We start from the raw sequence: 20,915 nt of genomic DNA on the forward strand, positions 1-20,915 counted from the left end.
GAGGATGAAACTATGACAGTCATTAACCAACCAACTTGCAGATTGTTCACCGAAGTCGGACAAACCACCCAGCTTGCGGCCTACTATGAAGAGGGGCGACACACCATGTGGATGATGCTGCGTGCGCAACCGCGCCCGAGTTTCAACCACGAATTAATCGAGGAGATCATGAACCTGAGCTATGCCGCACAGCGCTCTGGCCTACCGATTGATTTTTGGGTAACGGGCTCGTTAGTACCGCAGATGTTCAATGCGGGTGGTGACCTGCGCTTCTTTGTGGAGTGCATTCGCAACAACCGTCGTGAAGCGCTGCGTGCTTATGCACGTGCTTGTGTGGACTGCATCCATTCCGCGGCGCGTGGCTTCGATACGGGAGCCGTCACGCTGGCCATGATCGAAGGCAGTGCGCTGGGAGGCGGATTTGAAGCGGCGCTGGCGCACCATTTCATTCTGGCACAGAACAGCGCTCGCATGGGCTTCCCAGAGATAGCCTTTAACCTGTTCCCCGGTATGGGAGGATACTCGCTGGTGGCGCGCCGCTCAGGCATGAAGTTAGCTGAAGAGCTGATTTGCGAAGGGGAGTCGCACAGTGCTGAGTGGTATGAGACGCGCGGCTTGGTCGACAAAGTCTTCCAGCCGGGTGACGCTTATCGTACCACGCGCACCTTTATCGATACCCTGCGTCCAAAGTTGAATGGCGTACGTGCCATGCTGAAGGCACGTCAGCGCGTGCTACAGCTTTCACGAGCAGAGCTGATGGATATTACAGAAGATTGGGTGGATTACGCCTTTACACTGGAGCCTAAAGACATTGCATACATGGAACGACTGGTACAGCTGCAGAACCGTCACAGCGCATCCCTGCGCAAAGCCGGATAATCGAGACCAGCGTTAAACGCGGGCAGGATGCTTAGCCAGCCAATGCCCGAGCTGTTCTGCGGGCATTGGTTTTGCATAATAATAACCCTGACGCCCATCGACACCGTTTGTCAGTACGAATTTTTCTTCGGCTTTAGTTTCAATACCTTCAGCAATCACCTGTAGCTCAAGAGCTTTAGCCACCGCAACAATGGCGCGCACCAGAGACTGCGCAACCGGTTGTTTATTGATATTACGCACAAAACTTTGATCCAGCTTAATGGCATCAATGGGCACACGAGCGAGTTGGGAAAGCGAAGAGTAACCCGTTCCAAAATCGTCGAGATGTACCTGAGCGCCCAACTCCTGAAACTGCTTCATCAACGTCAATGCGCCTGCTTCGTTCTCAATTAAGCAGCTTTCGGTGAGTTCGATATCAATCGGACATTCCGTTAAACCCGCTTCGCTCAGCGCCTGCTTCAGGTCGCTGTAAATACTCTGGTCAATGAGCTGTTTCGCCGAAACATTTACCGCCACGCGCAGATAGATGCCTTCGCTGCGCCATTTGATAATTTGTTGCAGTACATTCAACATCACCCAGCGTCCGAGAGGCACAATCAGCCCAGACTCTTCAGCGTAGGAGATAAAGTCACCTGGCGGGACCAGCCCGCGTTCGGGGGAGTTCCAGCGTACCAAGGCTTCAGCGCTGCGCACTTCGCCATCACCATCCAGTTTAGGTTGGTAGTAGACCACCAGCTGTTCCAGTTCCAGTGCTTTACGCAGGTTAGTATCAAGCCAGAGATACTCGAAAACGCGTTGGTTCATCTCATTGGCAAACACGCAGAATTTGCCGCGCCCATTCTCCTTGGCGTGGTACATCGCGGTATCGGCATTGCGAATCAAGCTTTCTCGATCTTCGCCATGCAATGGGGCGAGGGCGATACCGATTGAGCAACCGCTGTAAACTTCGATCAGGCCGATTCTGAACGGCTGGCGCAAACGCTCCAGAATACGAGAAGCCATGGCTTCCAGTGCGGCTTGGCTGGTGTGCTCCGCCAGCACCACGAATTCGTCACCGCCCAAACGAGCCAGCGTTTGATCTTTGCCCAGACAGCTAAGTATCGCCAACGACACGGCCTGTAACAGCTGGTCGCCGAACATATGGCCGTAGGCGTCATTGACCTTCTTGAAATTGTCTAAATCGAGATAAACGACACCGGTTTGACTACCATTTGCCAGTTCCAGTGCCAGACTAATCTGCTGGTGGATGGCGTTGCGGTTAGGTAAACCGGTGACGGTATCGGTATTGGCCAGGACTCTCAGACGTTCCTGAGCGCGTCGTTCCTCGGTAATATCCGTTCCTGAACAGATGAGGAAAATTTCATTTTTCCCACTACCACTGTGAACAAACTTATTACGAAACAGAAACAGTCGCTGGCCTTTTCTGGTTTTGATCCAGCGCTCCACTTCGTACGAATTACCGTCACGAAAGAACCCGGCAATGTTGCGCCGTGAAGCTTGCGCTTCTTGCTTGGTCATAAACAGTTGGAACACGTTACGTCCGATAACTTCCTGTTCTTTCAGGCCGGTATACTCTTCGCTTAACCGATTAAAACGCTGGATATTGCCGCGTTGGTCAAGGATTACAATCACGGAGTTGGCTTCAGACACAACCTGTTCGGCAAAGGACAAACCCAGCGTCAAATCACGCGCCACCGAAGAGGTGTCGCCCCATGCGGAAGAGGTGCCCGCCCAGGTGGACTGGTTGACTTTACGGCCGACGAAGTGCATCGGCACCGGCGAGCCATGCAGGGAAAGCGTCAGGTTGATGCTAGAGGTGATCACAGTCATCGCGCGTAGAAGACTGGCTTGCGCGGGAGTAAGGGGGACCGCCAGATTGGTATTGGCGTTCTCATCTTCGGCAAAATGCAGAGCATCGCTATCTGAAGTTAATCGCCAATGAGGGCTGGTTGTGCCAAACAAGGTGTATAGCAACGTTTGCCCTTGTTCATCGGTCATGGAAACTTCCTCCGGGGAAATGCTCAGCAGGCGGTATCTCATTATTTTAGCAACAGTATTCAACCTCCTGCGCCAGCACAAGATGCAAATCGAATATATTTTTGTTTTCACTAAAGAATGGCACGAAAAAGCCCCGAAAATCGGGGCTCAAAAGTTTAGCACGGACACTTGCCAAGTTTGCCTGCCTGGCTCGGAAAACGCGCTTCAAGGCAGTGGCGATGGAAAGCACGTTCATCCATTGGCGGCTGCTCTGGATGATGTTCACGCATATGTTTCAGATAAGTTTGATAGTCGTGAACACCAACCATTAAGCGAAAACTTTGCTGTAATCCCTGCCAGATACGCTGCCAGCGATTAAGAGTTTGCCCAGCCGCCTCGGTTACGATCGGTAAGCAGTGCTTGATATGCCAGTCACCAATGGGTTTTCTCCAGCGTAAAATGGACTCAGACATTTCGCACCTCCTTACGCAGCGAAACCTCAGACTCATGTGTGGTCGGCAGGTCACTGCGCAGCGCTCGGCGGATCACAAAGAAGGCAGAAATCAGCATGGTGACGGCCACCAGCATAAAGAAGCCGCACAGGGCCGCGTTTATTTGATTGCTAAACACGATAGTTTGCATATCCGCGACGGTCTTGGCCGGGGCAATGATCACACCCTCATCAATACCCTTACGGAACTTGTTGGCTTGTGCAAGAAAACCAATGGACGGCTTTTCATGGAAAATCTTCTGCCAGCCGGCGGTCATGGATGTCACGAACAGCCAGGCTGTCGGTAAAATTGTCACCCACGCGTAACGCTGTTTTTTCATTTTGAACAGCACGACTGTACCCAGAATCAGCGCCATTGAAGCCAGCATCTGGTTACCGATACCAAACAGCGGCCAGAGGGTGTTGATGCCGCCCAGAGGGTCGACCACGCCCTGATACACAAAGAATCCCCAACCTGCCACAGCCACGGTAGTACCGGCCATATTCCCTAACCAGGAACGGTTGTTGGCCATAGAGGGGACGACAGTACCGACAAGGTCTTGCACCATAAAACGACAGGCGCGAGTACCCGCATCTACCGCTGTCAAAATGAACAGCGCTTCAAACAGAATGGCGAAGTGATACCAAAAGGCCATCATCACGCGGCTGTTAAACACTTCGGTAATGATGTGTGCCATGCCCACCGCAAAGGTCGGTGCGCCCCCGGCGCGTGACAACACCGTGCTTTCACCCACATCACGGGCAATGCCGCTCAGCATCTCTGGCGTCACTACAAAGCCCCAACCGTTAATGACCTGTGAGGCGCTCTCCACGGTTGTTCCGATCAGCGCGGCGGGTGAGTTCATGGCGAAGTAGACGCCGGGGTCAAGCACCGATGCACAAATCAGCGCCATAATCGCCACGAAGGACTCCATCAGCATGGCGCCATAGCCGATAAAGCGAATGTGGCTCTCGCGTTCAACCAGTTTTGGCGTGGTTCCGCTGGAAACCAGCGCATGGAAACCGGAGATCGCGCCACAGGCGATGGTGATAAACAGGAACGGGAACAACGCGCCAGAGAATACCGGTCCGCTGCCGTCAATGAATTTGGTGACGGCGGGCATCTTCAGCTCTGGCATGGCGAACAGAATACCCACCGCGAGACCAATAATGACGCCGATTTTCAGGAAGGTTGAGAGGTAGTCACGTGGGGCCAGCAGCAGCCATACCGGCAATGAAGAGGCGACAAAGCCGTAGATCACCAGCACCCACGTCAGTTCCGTGCCCTTCAGCGTGAAAAGAGGGCCCCAGTAAGGATCGGCAGCGACATCACCACCATAAATAATCGCCGCCATCATCAGGACAAAACCAATAATCGAGACTTCAGCAATTTTTCCGGGGCGTAGGTAACGCATATACACGCCCATAAACAGCGCGATCGGAATCGTGGCGGCGATAGTAAACAGGCCCCACGGGCTGTTAGCCAGCGCTTTTACTACCACCAGCGCCAGCGCAGACAGAATGATGATCATCACGCCAAGCGCCCCCAGCATGGTGACCACGCCGGCAAAAGAACCGAGTTCCTGACGTGCCATTTCACCCAGTGAACGACCGTCGCGGCGAGTCGAGATGAACAGAATAAGGAAATCCTGCACGGCACCCGCCAGCATCACACCCACCAATATCCAGATAGTGCCAGGCAGAAAACCCATCTGTGCGGCGAGGATGGGCCCCACCAGCGGGCCAGCGCCGGCTATTGCGGCAAAGTGGTGACCAAACAGCACCCATTTGTTAGTGGGAACATAGTCGAGGCCGTCATTCAGGCGCTCAGCGGGGGTACGGCGACGATCATCCAGCTCGAAAATACGTTCTGCGATAAACAGGCTGTAAAAGCGATAGGCAATGCTGTAGCAGGCAACGGATGCAATCACCAACCAGATGGCGTTGACGTGTTCGCCTCGGCTCAGCGCCAGCATGGCAAACGCACCCGCACCAATTAACGCCACCGCTAACCAGATTAAACCGGTTTTGACGTTGTTCATGAGTTAACTCCTTGTAGAGACCGGGAAAATAAGCGATCGGATACAACAAGTTAAAAGTAATGTAATGAATTGTTAACGACAGGGATTCGGATCAGAAGTGTGAAGCAGAAGACAAATTTAACATTTGCTATGAGGGACAGGAGAAATTGCGGGATAACAGAGGTTATCCGCCGGGTTTCATGCTCAGGCAGCAGGGCGCGCCACGACACTACGGGTTTCCATGCGCACTTCAGCAAGGGTTACATCGATAATGTCAGTGACGCGGTAGGCCACTTCACCTTTAATCTGCACCGTGCCGCTCTCTTGTGAGCACACCAGCTCATCACGCACCGCGTGAATAAACGGAGCAGGGATAAAGGCAACAGCACCATTTTCCAACAGACGCACACGCATACCACCACGAGACACATCCATGATCTCCGCGCTGAACTTGCGGTCGGTGCCCGCAAAGGGAGAGAGAAAGCGTGCATACAGCCAGTCGCCGACGTCACGCTCAGCCATGCGGTTCAGGCGACGGCGCTCACTCATAATGGTGGTGACATCGTCATTTGGACGCGCAATGCTATCGCCACGCACAATCGCCTTAAGCAGACGGTGGTTGATCATGTCGCCGAACTTACGAATAGGCGAAGTCCAGGTAGCGTAAGCGTCGAGGCCAAGACCAAAGTGTGGTCCAGGCTCGGTGCCGACTTCGGCGAAACTCTGGAAGCGGCGGATACGGCTGTCGAGGTATTGCGTTGGCTGTGCATCGAGTTCACGACGCAACTGACGGAAACCTTCCAGCGTGGTGATCGCCTGCGGGTCAACGGTAATACCGTGTCCGGCCAGCACGCCAGCAGCCTGCTCAGCGTTCGCCAGATCAAAACCGCTGTGCAGGTTGTAGATACCGAAGCCCAGCTTTTCCTGCAGCACTTTGGCCGCACAGATGTTCGCCAGAATCATCGATTCTTCAACGATGCGGTTGGCAATGCGACGCGGCTCGGAAATGATATCCAGCACTTCGCCTTTTTCACCCAATACAAAGCGGTAATCAGGACGATCTTTGAATACCAGCGCGTGAGTTTGACGCCACTCGCTGCGCGCCAGACAAACACGATGCAACAGACGAATCTGCTCGGCAATCGCCTCGTTCTCTGGCTGCCAGCTTCCTGCGTTTTCCAGCCAGTCCGACACTTCGTCATAAACCAGCTTGGCTTTAGATTCGATCCAGGCTGCGAAGAAGTGAATTTCGCCTGTTACGCTGCCATCTGGCGTCAGTGTGACGCGGCAAGCCAGCGCCGGACGACGAACATGTGGGCGCAACGAACAAATATCATCGGACAGTTCGCGCGGCAGCATCGGGATATTGAAGCCCGGCAGATAGTTGGTGAAGGCGCGTTTCGACGCTAACTTATCCAGCTCACTGCCTTCTGCCACGTAAGCGGTGGGATCCGCAATGGCAATCGTCAGTAATAAGTTGCCGTCGGTTTTTTCTTCAACATACAACGCATCATCCATATCTTCAGTGCTGGCACTGTCGATGGTCACGAAGTTGAGAGCCGTCAGATCTTCACGCTGCAGGTGTTCGTCCAGCATTTCGCCGAAGCCCACTTCTGGCGCTTCGCGTTCCAGATTATGGCGTGACAGCGTGACCCACCACGGCGCGAGGTGATCGTCCGCGGTGACAATAAATTCGGTGAGTTCAGCATAGAAACCACGATCGCCTTTCAGCGGATGGCGGCGCATCTCTGCGACTGCCCAGTCGCCGTTCTGGAAATCATGCGTCACATCACGCGCCGCACGGCACTGAATGGCATCTTTAAGCAAAGGATGATCCGGCACAATCGACAGACGGTCGTCTTTTTTTTGCACCCGGCCAACAAAGCGGGTCAGGAAAGGCTCAATCAGGGTTTCCGGCTCAGCGCTCTCGCGATCTTTATCAGTGTGGATCACCGCAGAAATACGGTCACCGTGCATCACTTTTTTCATCTGCGGAGGGGGAATGAAGTAGCTTTTTTGACCATCGACTTCAAGGAAGCCAAAGCCTTTTTCCGTGCCTTTCACAACACCTTCGGCGCGCGGGGTTTGCGCGTGAAGCTTCTCTTTAAGCTGCGCGAGCAGCGGGTTATCCTGGAACATAATTTATTTAGTTTCGTGGCCTAAGAGCGGTGGACAGTTTTACGCGAATCAGGCCCGCGCGGCAAGGCCAAAACAGGCTAAAAAGCCGCTTTACGCGGCTTTTTACCTTCTAATAACGCTGAGGACTTAGGCGATGCGCTGCGTAGGAAGAGCCGCAGTTAATGCCAGCTTCACCGGCACCGATTTCGAGGTCGGTGTCCCGCTGCCGTCACCGTAGCTGGAGAGCGGCACCAGCGGGTTGGTTTCCGGATAATAGGCCGCGAGGTTACCGCGCGGAATGTTATACGGCACCAGCTTGAAGCCACTCACCCGACGCGTCAGGCCATCATTCCACAGCGTTTCAATATCCACCAACTGGCCTTCGCTGAAGCCGAGTGACGCCATATCATCCGGATGGATAAACACCACTTCACGCTGGCCATATACGCCGCGATAACGGTCATCGAGGCCGTAAATCGTGGTGTTGTATTGGTCATGCGAACGCAACGTCTGCAGCGTGAACGGCACTTCAACATCATTGCCCAGCTGCGGGAACAGCGAGGTTGGCAGGGCTGCCGCGCTGAACTCCGCCAGTTTGCTTGGCGTGTTGAAACGCAACTCTGCGGCAGCACTACCGAGGTAGAATCCGCCAGGAATATCACATTTGATATTGAAGTCGGCAAAGCCTGGAATGGTGGCGCCGATGTGATCGCGGATCACATTGTAATCATCCGCCATGCCCAACCAGTCAATCTTGTCACTGCCCAGCGTGGCGTGGGCAATACCGGCAACAATCGCGGTTTCGGAGCGCTGCGTGTCTGCCAGTGGGATTCCCACGCCTTCTGAGGCGTGCACCATGCTGAAAGAGTCTTCAACGGTGATGAACTGATTACCGCTGGCCTGACGATCGCGTTCCGTACGGCCCAGCGTCGGCAGAATCAATCCTTCGTGGCCTGGCACCAAATGGCTGCGGTTCAGTTTGGTGCTGATGTGCACCGTTAAACCGCAGTGCTGCAGCGCTTCTTCTGTTACCGGTGAATCCGGCGCAGCCGCTGCCAGATTACCCCCCAGGGCAATCAGCACTTTGACTTCATCACGCAGCATCGCACCCAGCGCTTCAACGGTGTTGTGGCCGTGTTCACGCGGCGGTTCGAAATCGAAATGCGCGCCCAGTGCATCAAGGAACGGCTTATTGGGTTTCTCGTCGATCCCCATGGTGCGGTTGCCCTGCACATTACTGTGACCGCGTACCGGACACAGGCCAGCCCCTTTTTTGCCCAGCTGACCAAACAGCAGCTGCAGGTTGGTGATTTCACGGACGGTATCAACCGAATGCTTATGCTGAGTCACCCCCATCGCCCAGGTGATGATGATGCGCTCAGCGCTCTGGTAGATTGCCGCCGCTTCTCGGATCTGTGCTTCGCTCAGACCGGATTGACGCACGATATCGTCCCAGCGAGTGTTATCTACGGCAGTCAGGTAACGCTCAATGCCATGGGTGTTGGCATCAATAAATGCCTGATCAAAAATACCCGGTTCACCCGCGGCTAAACGTTCACGCTGCACTTCCAGCAGGGTTTTCACCATGCCGCGAATCGCCGCCATGTCACCGCCAAGATTTGGCTGGTAATAGGCAGAGCTAATCGTACCCGCTTTGGAGGTGACGATTTCCAGCGGTTTTTGCGGATCGGCAAAACGCTCCAGCCCGCGCTCGCGCAGCGTATTAAACGTGACAATTTTGGCACCGTGATCGGCCGCGTGGCGCAGGCTGTGCAGCATGCGTGGATGGTTAGTCCCTGGATTCTGGCCGATAACGAAAATCGCATCTGCGTGGTCAAAGTCATCCAGGCGGATGGTGCCTTTACCAACGCCAATACTGCGTTTCAAGCCGGTGCCGCTGGCTTCATGGCACATGTTGGAACAGTCAGGGAAGTTATTGGTGCCCATCACGCGGCCAAACAGCTGGTAAAGCCATGAGGCTTCGTTACTGGCGCGACCGGAAGTATAAAGCTCCATCTGGTCGGGATGATCCATTGCCTTAAGATGTCGGGCAATCATCGCCAACGCATCATCCCAGCTAATCGGTTCATAGTGATCGGTGGCGCTGTTGTAGCGCATCGGATGCGTCAGGCGTCCCTGATACTCAAGGAAATAGTCGCTCTGTTGGTAAAGTGTACTCACGCTGTGTTGAGCAAAAAATTCAGGCTCAACCACGCGGCGGGTGGCTTCCCAGGTCACGGCTTTCGCGCCGTTCTCACAGAAACTAAACGTACTTTTGTTGTCGTCGCCCCATGCACAACCTGGGCAGTCAAAGCCGCGAGCTTTATTCATGCGCATCAAGTTACGCATATTTTTCAGGGCAGCTTTACTATCAAGGACAAAACGGGTGGTGGCTTCCAAAGAACCCCAGCCGCCAGCAGCGGCACGGTAGGGCTGAATTTTACGTTTAAATTTCATAGTCATTGCAGGCTTATTGTTTATGAATTGTTATCAGAATATGACTTCTGTTGGGGGAAAGTGTGCGACTGACAGCAAAAGTTGTCTAATTGAATGGTTTAATGGTGCGATAGACAGCGTTTATCGCTCAGAAGGATGCTGAAGCGTGACGCAGTTAAAATTTTATTGGCTGATTGACCGCCCAAAGACGTGCAATGCCGATAACTGACTAATAATTGCTCTTTCAATTGAGGAAAGGGCGCACCTCCATGAAGAATCTGGCCAGCCAAATTCATGCCTTCGGTAAAGCCTTAATGATGCCGATCTCCGTTATCGCCGCCGCCGGGATTTTTCTCGGGCTGGCTGCGGCGATGCAAAACCCTGCGGTCACTGGCGATGCCTTTGCCAATATGCAGGTACCGCAGTTGATCATCGGTTTTATCCGCAAAGTTGCTGCGGCGTTGTTTGCCAATCTGCCCGTCTTCTTTGCCGTGGCCAGTGCGATCGGCTTAGCAAGAGCAGAAAAGCCGACCGCTGCATTTGCTGCCGTCATTGGCTATATCTCGATGAACGTGGGCATTAACGCCACGCTGGCTGCGAAAGGATTGAACGCGCTAACCACCACGCCCGCAGCCTTGCAGCAGGCGGGTTTGGATCAAACCACCGCGATGATGACCTCCGCCGAGTACATCAATATGCTGGGGATTTTTACCTACAACATGAGTGTGTTAGGCGGGGTGATTGCGGGATTGATCACTGTGGCGCTGCATAACCGCTTTTATACCCAGCAACTGCCTACCGCGATCAGTTTTTTTGGCGGACGCCGCTTTGTGCCGATTGTAACCGTCGTGGTATTGCCACTAATTGGAGTGCTGCTGGCGCTGATTTGGCCCACTATTGGCCAAGGCATTGCGTGGGTGGGGCAGATGATTGGTAAAAGCGGTCAATATGGCGCATTTCTCTTAGGCACCGGTGAACGTCTGCTGATACCCACTGGTTTGCATCATATCCTCAACGAGACAGTGCGATTCACGCCGATTGGTGGCATGGCAACGGTGGATGGACAAACCGTTGTCGGTGCTCTGAATATCTTTAACAGTTCACTGACCCATCCCGGCGCTATTCCCGATGATACGGTGCGCAGTGCTACGCAGTTCCTTGCGCAAGGGAAAATTCCGGTCATGATGTTTGGCTTGCCCGCAGCGGCGCTGGCGATCTACCACACTGCGCGTCCAGAACATAAGCAGCGGGTTAAAGCGCTGGTACTGGCAGGTGCGCTCACCTCATTCACTACGGGCATCACCGAACCGCTGGAATTCTGTTTTATCTTTGTTTCACCGGTGCTCTATATCCTGCACGCTCTGTTAACCGGTTTGTCTTTTATGCTGATGTCAATGCTGCATCTGATGATCGGCAACGTACAGGGCGGCGCAATTGACTTGGTCGTTTTCGGTATCTTGGGCGGTAGTAAAACGCACTGGTGGTGGACGGTAGCCTTAGGCGTCATCTATGTACCTATTTACTACTATGGCTTCCGCTTTGTGATTACCCGGATGCGGGTAGAAACGCCGGGACGTGAATCGGATGAAGAGCCGCAGACGGCGCAGGTGGCGGCTGACGAGCGCACCCGAGTGATTATCAGCGGCCTCGGCGGTGAAGCGAATATCGAGGACGTCGATTGCTGCTTTACGCGTTTGCGGGTGCGTGTCAAAAAGATGAATGAAGTGGTGGATCAGACGCTGCTCACCACCGGCGCCAATGGCGTCAACCGGGTGAGCGACCACGATGTGCAGGTGATCTATGGCCCGCAGGTGGAAAAGATTGCTAATGAGGTAAAAAGTGCGTTAGGCGTGGCATAACACATTTAGTTACCACGCTAATAATAAAATTCGCAATCAATGTTAAATCTGCAGGCCCGATATTTGCGATGATGACTTCGCCCCTTCAAGAGCTAAGCCATTGCGAGTGCCGGAGATAAGCGCCGGGTGGGGCATTACATTTGTTACCCAAAGGCTGCCGTGAGGCGGCCTTTGTGCTTTTTAGGGCATGAGTTTGTTACCATAGCGCAACTGTGACTTCAGGGTGGATGCGGAAATCGACATCAAGCAATTGATTTATCTTTGCAATTTAGAGCGTGAACGCCATTTTGGTCGCGCCGCTGAGGCCAGTTTTGTCAGCCAGCCGACGCTATCGATGCGGCTGAAAAATCTTGAGCGCGAACTGGGATTATCGCTGATCAATCGCAGCAATAACTTCGACGGCTTCACGCCAGAAGGTGAGCGCGTGCTGACCTGGGCCCGCGAGATCGTGTCGGTGTATCAGGGCCTGAAGCTGGAGGTGGAATCCCTGAAGCATGGCGTGAACGGTACGCTGCGCCTCGGCGTCATGCCTCAATGCAGCGTCGCACTGCCCGCATTACTGAAAGCGGTGGAAGCGCGCTATCCCCAGCTCGATTATCGTGTGGCGGCAATGAGCGCCGACCAGCTATTAGAAGCTTTGAATAGCCACACGGTTGACGGTGGAATCGGATTTTTTGAGCTCACGTCGCTGCGTGAGTTACATTTTCAGACCGCGCTGTTGAAGGACCGTGGTGTGGAAGCCATCTTCAATCCAAACCATTTCCCAGCACTGCTTGAACAGGAAAGGCTGTCACTGGCGACACTGGCCGCGCAGCCTCTGTGCCTTGCGGAACCCACGCGCTACTTCCGCCGTTATCTTGATGGCCAGTTGCGTGAAACCGGCGTGCTTCCGCGCGTGATTGTTGAAAGTGCCTCGATCATGCAATTGATACAGAGCGCACAGGTGGGACTGGGGGTGATGGTGTCGCCCTGCGGCCATCTCTTACCCGAGATGTTGCAAAATCTGGCGCGTCGACCCATCGATATGGCACCCATGGGACGCCAGGCGGCGCTAGTGATCGCTGAGCCGGGTAGGGCATCACCACTGGCTCAGCATTTCTTCGATGAAGCACGGCGTCATTTGCTGGATTAACGCGCCTCGCCTAGCGCCATAAATAAACGATCCTGCCAGCTGGCAAATGCGACGGCCTGTAACAGCGTGAAAATGAGCTCGGTTCCCCAGCCTGCGTTCAGTAAGGGTTGCAGGTGAGCCGCACTAAAACGCTCTGGCAGACGAACCAGCTGCGCGCTGACATGAATGAGCGGTGTGTCCTCGCCGGCCTTATCGACGTCATGGAGTAGCGCTTCGCGCTGATCACCCGCCCTTTGATTGAATTGGCGATAGCAGCCCAGAATGCGCGCACTCACCGCCTGTGCCAGCGCTGCTTCATCCGTAAAATGGTCTTCCAGGCGTTGCTGCAATGTCGCCAAGCCATACAGTGCCTGTGCATCATGCACCAGCAACCACACGGCCTCGTCTAAATCTGCAAACCCTTGGCAAAATGTAATGGCAGCCAGCTGCTCGGCACTGGCATAGCGCAACTCAACCGGTTTCAGCGCGTGTAGCCACTCCGCTTGATGCGTCAACAATTTAACGTCGGCATCTGCCGGGGGAGAGACGCCAGGTATCCAGCGTACCGGCAAGCCCATCATCGCCTGTAACCCGGCCACCACGCGCGCCTGATAGCTGACAAAGCCCACCAGCTGATTGAGCGTCACGATATCTGGCTCAGTAAGTCCCACCGCGTCCAGTGCGCTAATGCTGGCTGCGTTAATTAATGCAGGCTGCATCGCCAGTTGGCGTGCATATTGCGTAATTTGCGTGAGCCGATTATTACTCTCCCGCGAAGAGTCGGGTCCTGGCAGCGGGTTGAGCCGCGCCGAGTAGTGATTACACAAACGCTGAACGCCAGCAACCTGCGCTACGGTAAGCGCGGTGCTGAGGCGATCATAAAGCGTCAAGGTATGTGTGAGTGAGGTACTCAGCGTGTCGGGCAGCAGGAGTTGGCTGAGGTCACGCGCCGCCAGTAAAGCGGGCTGAAAATGGTTCAATAAGGGTTGCAGCGCAGTGGCTTCCTGCTGCAAACCCAATAAAAAGCGATCTTCAACATAAGCAGCTTCGGGCACCAAGGGTGCGGTAGCTTGCGATTGCGGGCGAGTCTGGCTTTCATAAAACCAGTGATCATGGCCGGGAGAACGGCGTTGTTCCATGGTCATTCCTTGCGCGAAAAACGGACTTGGCATGCGACGGGCAAATCTGAAAAGCGCATCGCCACCAAAGGGCTAGCTTATCGTCGCTGAAGCACTGTCTGCGGCAAAAGAATGATGGGGAATAATTTATAGCGGGTGAGTATAAGGGGGATGTGTAGGGGCGCACCGGGGTACGCCCAAGGGCGGCTGGATAGCCGCCGCTACATTATTTCAGTTCCAGCTCGTTCATTGCGGCAATGCTGAAGCCGCCATCAACGTGTACCACTTCACCGGTGATACCACCCGCCAGATCGGAACACAGGAAGGCCGCAGAGTTACCCACGTCTTCAATAGTTACGGTACGACGAATTGGGGTAACGGCTTCACAGTGAGCCAGCATCTTACGGAAATCTTTGATGCCAGACGCCGCCAGAGTACGGATTGGACCCGCAGAAACGGCGTTCACACGCGTACCTTCTGGACCCATCGCGTTTGCCATATAGCGTACGTTAGCTTCCAGAGACGCTTTAGCCAGACCCATTACGTTGTAGTTAGGGATAGCACGCTCTGCACCCAGGTAAGACAGGGTCAGCAGGGCTGAATTCGGGTTCAGCATCGCACGGCACTCTTTCGCCATTGCCACAAAGCTGTAGGCAGAGATGTCATGAGCGATTTTAAAGCCTTCACGGGTAACGGCGTTCACGTAGTCACCATCCAGCTGATCGCCAGGTGCGAAACCGATTGAGTGAACGAAACCGTCAAATTTCGGCCAGGTTTTTGCCAGTTCGGTGAACAGCGCAGTGATGCTCTCGTCTTCTGCCACATCGCACGGCAGAACAATGTCTGAACCCAGATCTTTAGCAAACTCTTCCACACGACTTTTCAATTTGTCGTTCTGGTAGGTGAAAGCCAGTTCTGCGCCCTGTTTGTGCATCGCCTGTGCAATACCGTAGGCAATGGAGAGTTTACTGGCAACGCCAGTAATCAGAATGCGCTTACCGGAAAGAAAACCCATAGCTGTAATCCTTATGGTCATTGTTGTTGGCGGTCGCAATGATTAAAAAGTAGGCGACCGACGTTAATCGACGTGCGGATTCTAGCACGTCTCTCTCAAATGCGGTAAACCGCACCGCGTTTTCCGCGATGCGGTGAACAATCAACGTACTCTGCGCCAGGCCTCTGCGGTCAGTGCTTCACCAAAATGGCTGGAGATGAGACGTTTCGTCAGATCGTGCAACGGCGAGGCCAGCACATCGGCCGTACCACCACGCTCAACCACTTCACCCTGATGCATTACCAGCACCTGATCGCTGATGTGTTTCATCATGCCCAGGTGCTGAGTCACATAAATATAAGCGATACCGTGTTTTTCCTGCAGTTCCAGCATCAGATTCACCAGCTGCGAGCGCATGGTCATATCCAGCGAGGCGAGGGCCTCGTCGGCGACAATGACTTTGGGCTGCAAGATTAAGGCGCGCGCCAGCGCCAGACGCTGTTTTTGTCCGGGGGCCAGCATATGTGGATAATACCCGGCGTGGTCGCGTAGCAACCCGACCTGGCGCAGCGTGGCAATAATGCGTTTTTCCCGCTCCTCATCGTCGAAATCGGAGTTCAGACGCAGTGGAAAATCGAGGATTTGACTAACACGTTGTCGTGGGTTCAGGGACGTTGACGGGTCCTGAAAAATCATGCGAATGCGCTGGCTGCGATAGCCGTAATCGCCATACTCCAGCGGATGATCGTCGATCAGCATTTCGCCTTCGGTGGGTTCCACCATGCCGCTCAGCATTTTGGCGAGCGTCGATTTTCCAGAGCCGTTCTCGCCTATCACCGCCAGCGTTTGCTTCTCACGCAAAGTGAAACTCACCCCCTTCACCGCTTCAACGTGTTGGCGGCGAAACAGCCCGGTGCGATAGCGGTAAGTTTTACTCAGATTACGCACTTCAAGCAGGGTTTCCATGCTTACTGGCCCTCCGTATTTAACGGGAAGTGACAGGCAAACAGGTGCGTTTTATTTCCGGTAAGACGCGGTGTCTCTATACATTTGCGCTGCGCATAGGGGCAGCGCGGGCCGAGACGGCAACCAATTGGCAAATGTTCCAGCGAAGGAATTGCACCCGACAGGGTATTCAGTCGACTTTTGTGCGGTAACGCACTGCCGAAATCGGGCATCGCACGGATCAGCGCTTGAGTATAAGGGTGATGCGGTGTGTCCATTAAATCTTCGCTTTGAGCTGTTTCAACGGTCTGGCCGCAATACATCACATTAATCCGATCCGCCCACTGGCTCATGGTGCGCAGGTCATGGCTGATCAGCAGAATCGTGGTGTTGTTGTTCTGATTCAGACGGCTCAACAAACGAAATATCTGTGCCTGAGTCGTTGGCTCCATGGCGTTGGTCGGTTCATCCGCAATCAGCAAGCGTGGCTGATTGGCCAGCGCGATGGCAATCATCACTTTCTGGCACTCCCCATCCGTTAGCTCGTAAGGAAAGCTGCGCATGATGTCTTTGTGATCTTTAATGCCGACGCGGTGCAACAACTCAATCGCGCGGGCCTTGCGCCAGAACCACAGACGTTGATACCAGTGACCTTTGAACGTCCAACGTGGGATTGCCTGCATTAACTGGCGACCAATGCTTTCGGAGGGATCAAGACAAGCCTGCGGTTCCTGGAAAATCATCGACACGTTATGGCCGACAATGCGGCGTCGCTCACGCGGCGAGAGGCGCAGCAGATCGATATCGTCAAACACCATGCGGTCGGCGGTTACGCGCCAGTTATCCTTAGTGACGCCGCAAATCGCTTTCGCAATCAGGCTTTTGCCCGATCCGGATTCACCCACCAGTCCGCGCACTTCCCCTTCACTCAGCGTGAGGTTGATCCGGTCTACGGCTTTCACCGGGCCTTCTGAAGTCATGAATTCGATAGTGAGATTACGAATATCAAGTAGCGGCATTATTCAGCTCCCGCTTCTACGGCGCGACGGACGCCGTCGCCCAGCAGGTTAACAATTAATACGCTGACCATCAGCGCCACACCCGGCAGCATCACGGTCCAGGGGGCCACATAGATCAACTCCAGTGCGTCGCCCAGCATCGCGCCCCATTCGGGCGAGGGCAGTTGCGCACCCAGATCGAGGAAACCGAGCGCTGCGATATCCAGAATCGCCATCGACAGCGAGCGTGTGAACTCACTCACCAGCAGCGGCAACACATTAGGCAGCACCGCGTTCCAGAGAATATTCAGGTTACGTGCGCCATCAAGACGTAGAGCCACCACGTACTCTTTTTCCATCTCATCATGCACTGCAGTATAGATCTCACGCACCAGACGCGGAATGATGGCGAGAAACACCGCCAGCATTGCATGTTCCAATCGCGGGCCTAAAAACGCCACCACAATGATCGCCAGTAACAGCGAAGGTATCGACAGTAAGGTATCCAAAACGTGATTCATCACCGCGGAGCGCAATCCGTGGGTAATTCCTGCCAGCACGCCAAGCACCAGCGCGCAAATGGCCGCCAATGTGGTGACTAGAGTGGCCGAGCCGACAGTCGGTGCTACACCGCTCAACAGGCGGCTGAGCACGTCACGCCCTAAATCGTCGGTGCCAAGAAAGAAGGAGACATCACCATAGCGCGACCACGACGGCGGGAGTAACTGATAACCGAGGAATTGCTGGTCAATGCCATAAGGCGACAACAGGCCACCAAACAGGCACAGGAACAGCAGAGTGCCGAATCCGTACAAGCCAATCATGCCGCTGGTATCGCGATAAAAACGCTGCCAAAACAGACGAAACGGACTGGGTAACCGTTTCTCTGCATAAATATCATCGTAAGGCATACCATTCCTTGTGTTTCAGCGGATTGAGTGCCGCACCGAGAATATCTGACAGTACACTGACCAGAATCACCAGGCCGCCGACCACCATTACGCCAGCAGAAATGGCCGCATAATCCTGTTGGCGAATCGCATTAATTAGCCAGCGCCCAATGCCAGGCCAGTTGAACACCACTTCGGTGATCATCGCTAGCGTCAGCATAGTGGAGAATTGTAAGCCGAGGCGTGGGATAACGGGTGGCAATGCGTTGTGCAGCACATGTCGACGGATGACGGTGAACCGTGATAATCCGCGAGTGGCCGCTGCTTTAACATAGTTTTTATCCATCACGTCGCTGGTGCTGCTGCGAAGCAGACGGATGACTTCGGTGGTGGGTGCCACCGCCAGCACAATCACCGGTAAAATCATATGCGTGAGCACGCTGATCAACATTTCATGACGCCAGGGAGAAGGGCTCAGCCAGGCATCTATAAGTGCAAAGCCGGTGATGTTTTGTACCGGATAGAGTAAATCGAAGCGTCCTGAAACCGGGAGCCAGCCGAGGGTCAGAGAGAAGAACAGGGTAAACAGCAGCGCCAGCCAGAAAACCGGCATAGAGAAGCCGAGCAAGGCCAGTGCGCTAATGGCCTTATCCTGCCATTTTTTGCGCATCACGCCCGCACAGATCCCCAGCGGAATGCCCACCAGCAGCGCCAGCATAAAGGCCAGCACGCACAGCTCCAGTGTGGCGGGGAAGACTTCACGCAGCTGCACGTCAATTGACTGGCCGTTAGTACTGGAGACACCAAAGTCGAATTGCAGCAGTCCTTTAAACCAGAACCACCAGGCATCGAACAACGAAGCGCCTTCCAGCGGGGCATTGGGCGTAAAATAGCTGAGGCTAAAACTCACCAGTGACAGTAAAAACAGCGTGATGAGCAGCAGCAATAGCCGGCGCAATATGTAGATGATCATGCTTACTCCTCGCTGCTTTCATCGCGGTAAACCCCGGCAAACGAGGCATTACCAAAGGGACTCAGCACTAAACCTTTAATATCATGACGATAGGCTTGCAAGCGCAACGATGAAGCCAGCGGCAATACAGGCAATTCCTGCGCCAAAATTTGCTGTGCCTGATCGTAACTATCGATACGGGCTGACAGTTGCTGCGACAGCAGGGCACGCTGCAGCGCTTCATCAAAGGCGGGTGAACACCAGTGCGCGAAGTTGGTTTGCGAGCGGATAGCCGCGCAGCTGAGCAACGGCCGGAAGAAACTGTCTGGATCGTTACTGTCGGTTGCCCAGCCGGTCAGGGTTAAATCATGGTTCATCGCCATCAGCTGCGCTTCCTGGAAGCGGCCTTCAACCGGTGCGATAGTGACGCGAACGCCGATCTGCGCCAAATCTGCTTGCAGCAGTTCGGCGGTTTTTAACGGGCTGGGGTTCCATGATTGTGACGTGGTCGGCACCACTAAACGCAGGTGCAAATCTTCAATACCCAACGCTTTCAGCTCTTCACGCGCTTTAGCCGGATTGTACTCCGTGACGCGGGCATCATTGTCGTAGGCCCAAGACGCCCGTGGCAGAATCGATGCGGCGGTCTCAGCGGTGCCGTAATAGATCGATTCCATCAGGCGCTCATTATTGATTGCTAATGCCAGCGCATGGCGCACTTCAGGACGATCCAGCGGGGGTTTACGGGTGTTAAATGCCAGATAAGCGATGTTCATGCCTGGGCGTAAGGTCATGCGCAGACGTGGGTCATCACGCAGAATCGACAGTTGGCTGGCGGCGGGATAGGCCAGAACATCGCATTCGCCGGTCAGCAGTTTCGATAGACGCCCAGTGCCACCCACACCCAGATCGATCACGACTTGCTGCAAACGGGGTACGCCTCGCCAGTACTGTGGATTACGCGCCAGCCGCAGGTACTGCCCAGTACGATACTCACTTAACTGGAACGGACCGGTGCCCACCGGTTCACGGTCCAATCTTTCCTGCTGGCCTTTTGCCGTGAGTTTATCGGCATATTCCTGCGACAGAATCGGAGCGTAATGTGTGGCGATATGCCAAAGGAATGAGGCATCAGGGCTATTTAGGCGGATTTCCACCGTATCGTTATCCAGCTTCTTCACACTTTGCACAGAATCGGAAAACTGCAGGCTATCAAAATACGGATAACTGCCGCCGTTCACGTTATGCCACGGGTGCTGACGGTCAAACATGCGCGCAAAACTGAACACCACATCATCAGCGTTCATTTTACGCGTGGGTTTGAACCAGTTGGTATGCTGGAACGACACATCTTTTCGCAGATGGAAACGGTAAGTCGCACCGTTATCGCGGACTTCCCAACTTTGTGCCAGGTCAGGAATTAAGCGATAGGTATAAGGGTCAACATCCAGCAGGCGGTCGTATAACTGCGCTGCAAGGGTATCGACCACCAGACCGCTGCTCACCATCTGCGGATTGAAGGTGTTCACCGTGCCATTCACGCAATAGACAAAGCCGCTGTTACGGATGTTATCCGTTGGCGCGGCCAGCGCAGACGCACTCAATACGCTGAGACTTAGCAGCAGCGAAGTTAGTAATTTGGGCATAGAACTCAACGATTCTGAGGCAATAGCGAGAGTGTATCGCAAAGGTCACACACTCCCCAAATCCACGATCAATCTGCGCTGTTTTTCACCGAATTGGTGGCGGGATAATCACAACGTTAGTGTGGAAATGAGAAAAATTCTCAATTAGGGCTTTACAGATGATAATAAGAATGATTATTATTCTTCTGCGCTTCGACGGTGGCTCTACCGAAGAAGAGCACGACATTGCTCACATTGCTTCCAGTATTAAGTTGCCCGTACTTTATAGTACGGGCTTTTTTTTCTTCCTGATTTGCACTGCTGCTGCGTTGGCTACGCTCAGCCACACCGGTCACATACTGATGTATGCTCTCGGGGATGTCTTCACTTGCCGCCTTGCATCAGCACAAATCAGTTTGAAAAAACACCTCTGCGGTTTTTGTAAAATCAAAAGCCGCACAATCTGTAGCGGCGCGATTTATCGCGCGTTTTTGACTTAACG

Annotated in this window: 16 protein-coding genes; 4 read left to right on the plus strand and 12 right to left on the minus strand. The window is 54.1% G+C overall.

The genetic code is table 11. The features are described from left to right. Positions 1 to 12: 12 nt before the first annotated feature. The gene (locus tag HA51_RS08785) at positions 13 to 879 is read left to right on the plus strand and encodes a crotonase/enoyl-CoA hydratase family protein (protein WP_034821448.1); all 867 of its coding nucleotides are present in this window, start codon (positions 13 to 15) and stop codon (positions 877 to 879) included. 12 nt (positions 880 to 891) lie between these two features. On the opposite strand, the gene pdeR is transcribed toward HA51_RS08785, so the two are convergent. The 5 genes from pdeR to HA51_RS08810 form a co-directional block, all read right to left on the minus strand. Then, a complete protein-coding gene (gene pdeR / locus HA51_RS08790; protein WP_084934162.1) occupies positions 892 to 2,877 on the minus strand; it encodes a cyclic di-GMP phosphodiesterase in 1,986 nt (661 codons plus the stop codon). Positions 2,878 to 3,032: 155 nt separating this feature from the next. Further along, complete coding sequence (locus HA51_RS08795) at positions 3,033 to 3,329, minus strand: YbdD/YjiX family protein (protein ID WP_084934163.1); 297 nt, start codon at positions 3,327 to 3,329, stop codon at positions 3,033 to 3,035. Continuing rightward, a complete protein-coding gene (locus HA51_RS08800) occupies positions 3,322 to 5,388 on the minus strand; it encodes a carbon starvation CstA family protein (RefSeq protein ID WP_084934164.1) in 2,067 nt (688 codons plus the stop codon). Before HA51_RS08800 ends, HA51_RS08795 begins: the two co-directional genes overlap by 8 nt. A 183-nt stretch (positions 5,389 to 5,571) precedes the next feature. Next, positions 5,572 to 7,506, minus strand: coding sequence for an exoribonuclease II (locus HA51_RS08805; protein WP_084934165.1), 1,935 nt, complete (start codon positions 7,504 to 7,506; stop codon positions 5,572 to 5,574). A gap of 126 nt (positions 7,507 to 7,632) precedes the next feature. Then, positions 7,633 to 9,942, minus strand: coding sequence for an FdhF/YdeP family oxidoreductase (locus tag HA51_RS08810; RefSeq protein ID WP_084934166.1), 2,310 nt, complete (start codon positions 9,940 to 9,942; stop codon positions 7,633 to 7,635). A 248-nt stretch (positions 9,943 to 10,190) separates the two neighbouring features. Here HA51_RS08810 and HA51_RS08815 point away from each other — a divergent pair, with 248 nt between their 5' ends. Together HA51_RS08815 and HA51_RS08820 are read left to right on the plus strand one after the other, a co-directional pair. Further along, entirely contained in the window at positions 10,191 to 11,780 is a 1,590-nt protein-coding gene (locus tag HA51_RS08815; protein ID WP_084934167.1) for a PTS transporter subunit EIIC, read from the plus strand. 235 nt (positions 11,781 to 12,015) lie between these two features. Next, on the plus strand, positions 12,016 to 12,912 hold the full coding sequence (locus HA51_RS08820) for a LysR family transcriptional regulator (protein ID WP_084934246.1): 897 nt from the start codon (positions 12,016 to 12,018) through the stop codon (positions 12,910 to 12,912). Here the strand turns inward: HA51_RS08820 and HA51_RS08825 are convergent. The 7 genes from HA51_RS08825 to sapA all read right to left on the minus strand — a co-directional run bounded on the left by HA51_RS08825 (position 12,909) and on the right by sapA (position 20,434). Continuing rightward, the gene (locus tag HA51_RS08825) at positions 12,909 to 14,030 is read right to left on the minus strand and encodes a CMD domain-containing protein (protein WP_084934168.1); all 1,122 of its coding nucleotides are present in this window, start codon (positions 14,028 to 14,030) and stop codon (positions 12,909 to 12,911) included. The two genes, HA51_RS08820 and HA51_RS08825, sit on opposite strands and share 4 nt — an antisense overlap. Before the next feature lie 205 nt (positions 14,031 to 14,235). Beyond that, complete coding sequence (fabI, locus tag HA51_RS08830) at positions 14,236 to 15,024, minus strand: enoyl-ACP reductase FabI (protein ID WP_007892455.1); 789 nt, start codon at positions 15,022 to 15,024, stop codon at positions 14,236 to 14,238. A gap of 141 nt (positions 15,025 to 15,165) precedes the next feature. Further along, positions 15,166 to 15,969, minus strand: a complete 804-nt coding sequence (gene sapF, locus HA51_RS08835) for a putrescine export ABC transporter ATP-binding protein SapF (protein ID WP_084934169.1) — start codon at positions 15,967 to 15,969, stop codon at positions 15,166 to 15,168. A gap of 2 nt (positions 15,970 to 15,971) precedes the next feature. Then, positions 15,972 to 16,967 (minus strand): putrescine export ABC transporter ATP-binding protein SapD, encoded by a 996-nt coding sequence (sapD, locus tag HA51_RS08840; protein WP_084934170.1) that lies wholly within the window; start codon positions 16,965 to 16,967, stop codon positions 15,972 to 15,974. Continuing rightward, entirely contained in the window at positions 16,967 to 17,857 is an 891-nt protein-coding gene (gene sapC, locus HA51_RS08845; RefSeq protein WP_084934171.1) for a putrescine export ABC transporter permease SapC, read from the minus strand. The genes sapD and sapC overlap by 1 nt, the downstream gene beginning before the upstream one ends. Then, positions 17,844 to 18,809: a putrescine export ABC transporter permease SapB gene (gene sapB, locus HA51_RS08850; protein ID WP_084934172.1), complete on the minus strand. Its 966-nt coding sequence runs from the start codon at positions 18,807 to 18,809 to the stop codon at positions 17,844 to 17,846. The genes sapC and sapB overlap by 14 nt, the downstream gene beginning before the upstream one ends. A 2-nt stretch (positions 18,810 to 18,811) precedes the next feature. Continuing rightward, positions 18,812 to 20,434 (minus strand): ABC transporter substrate-binding protein SapA, encoded by a 1,623-nt coding sequence (sapA, locus tag HA51_RS08855; protein ID WP_084934173.1) that lies wholly within the window; start codon positions 20,432 to 20,434, stop codon positions 18,812 to 18,814. A gap of 170 nt (positions 20,435 to 20,604) precedes the next feature. Between sapA and HA51_RS08860 the strand changes: the two genes are divergently transcribed. After that, positions 20,605 to 20,913 carry a hypothetical protein gene (locus HA51_RS08860; protein ID WP_084934174.1) on the plus strand — a complete coding sequence of 103 codons (309 nt, stop codon included), beginning with the start codon at positions 20,605 to 20,607 and terminating at the stop codon, positions 20,911 to 20,913. Positions 20,914 to 20,915: the final 2 nt, after the last annotated feature.

The sequence above is a fragment of the Pantoea rwandensis genome, from assembly GCF_002095475.1.
In the GTDB taxonomy this organism is placed as follows: domain Bacteria; phylum Pseudomonadota; class Gammaproteobacteria; order Enterobacterales; family Enterobacteriaceae; genus Pantoea; species Pantoea rwandensis.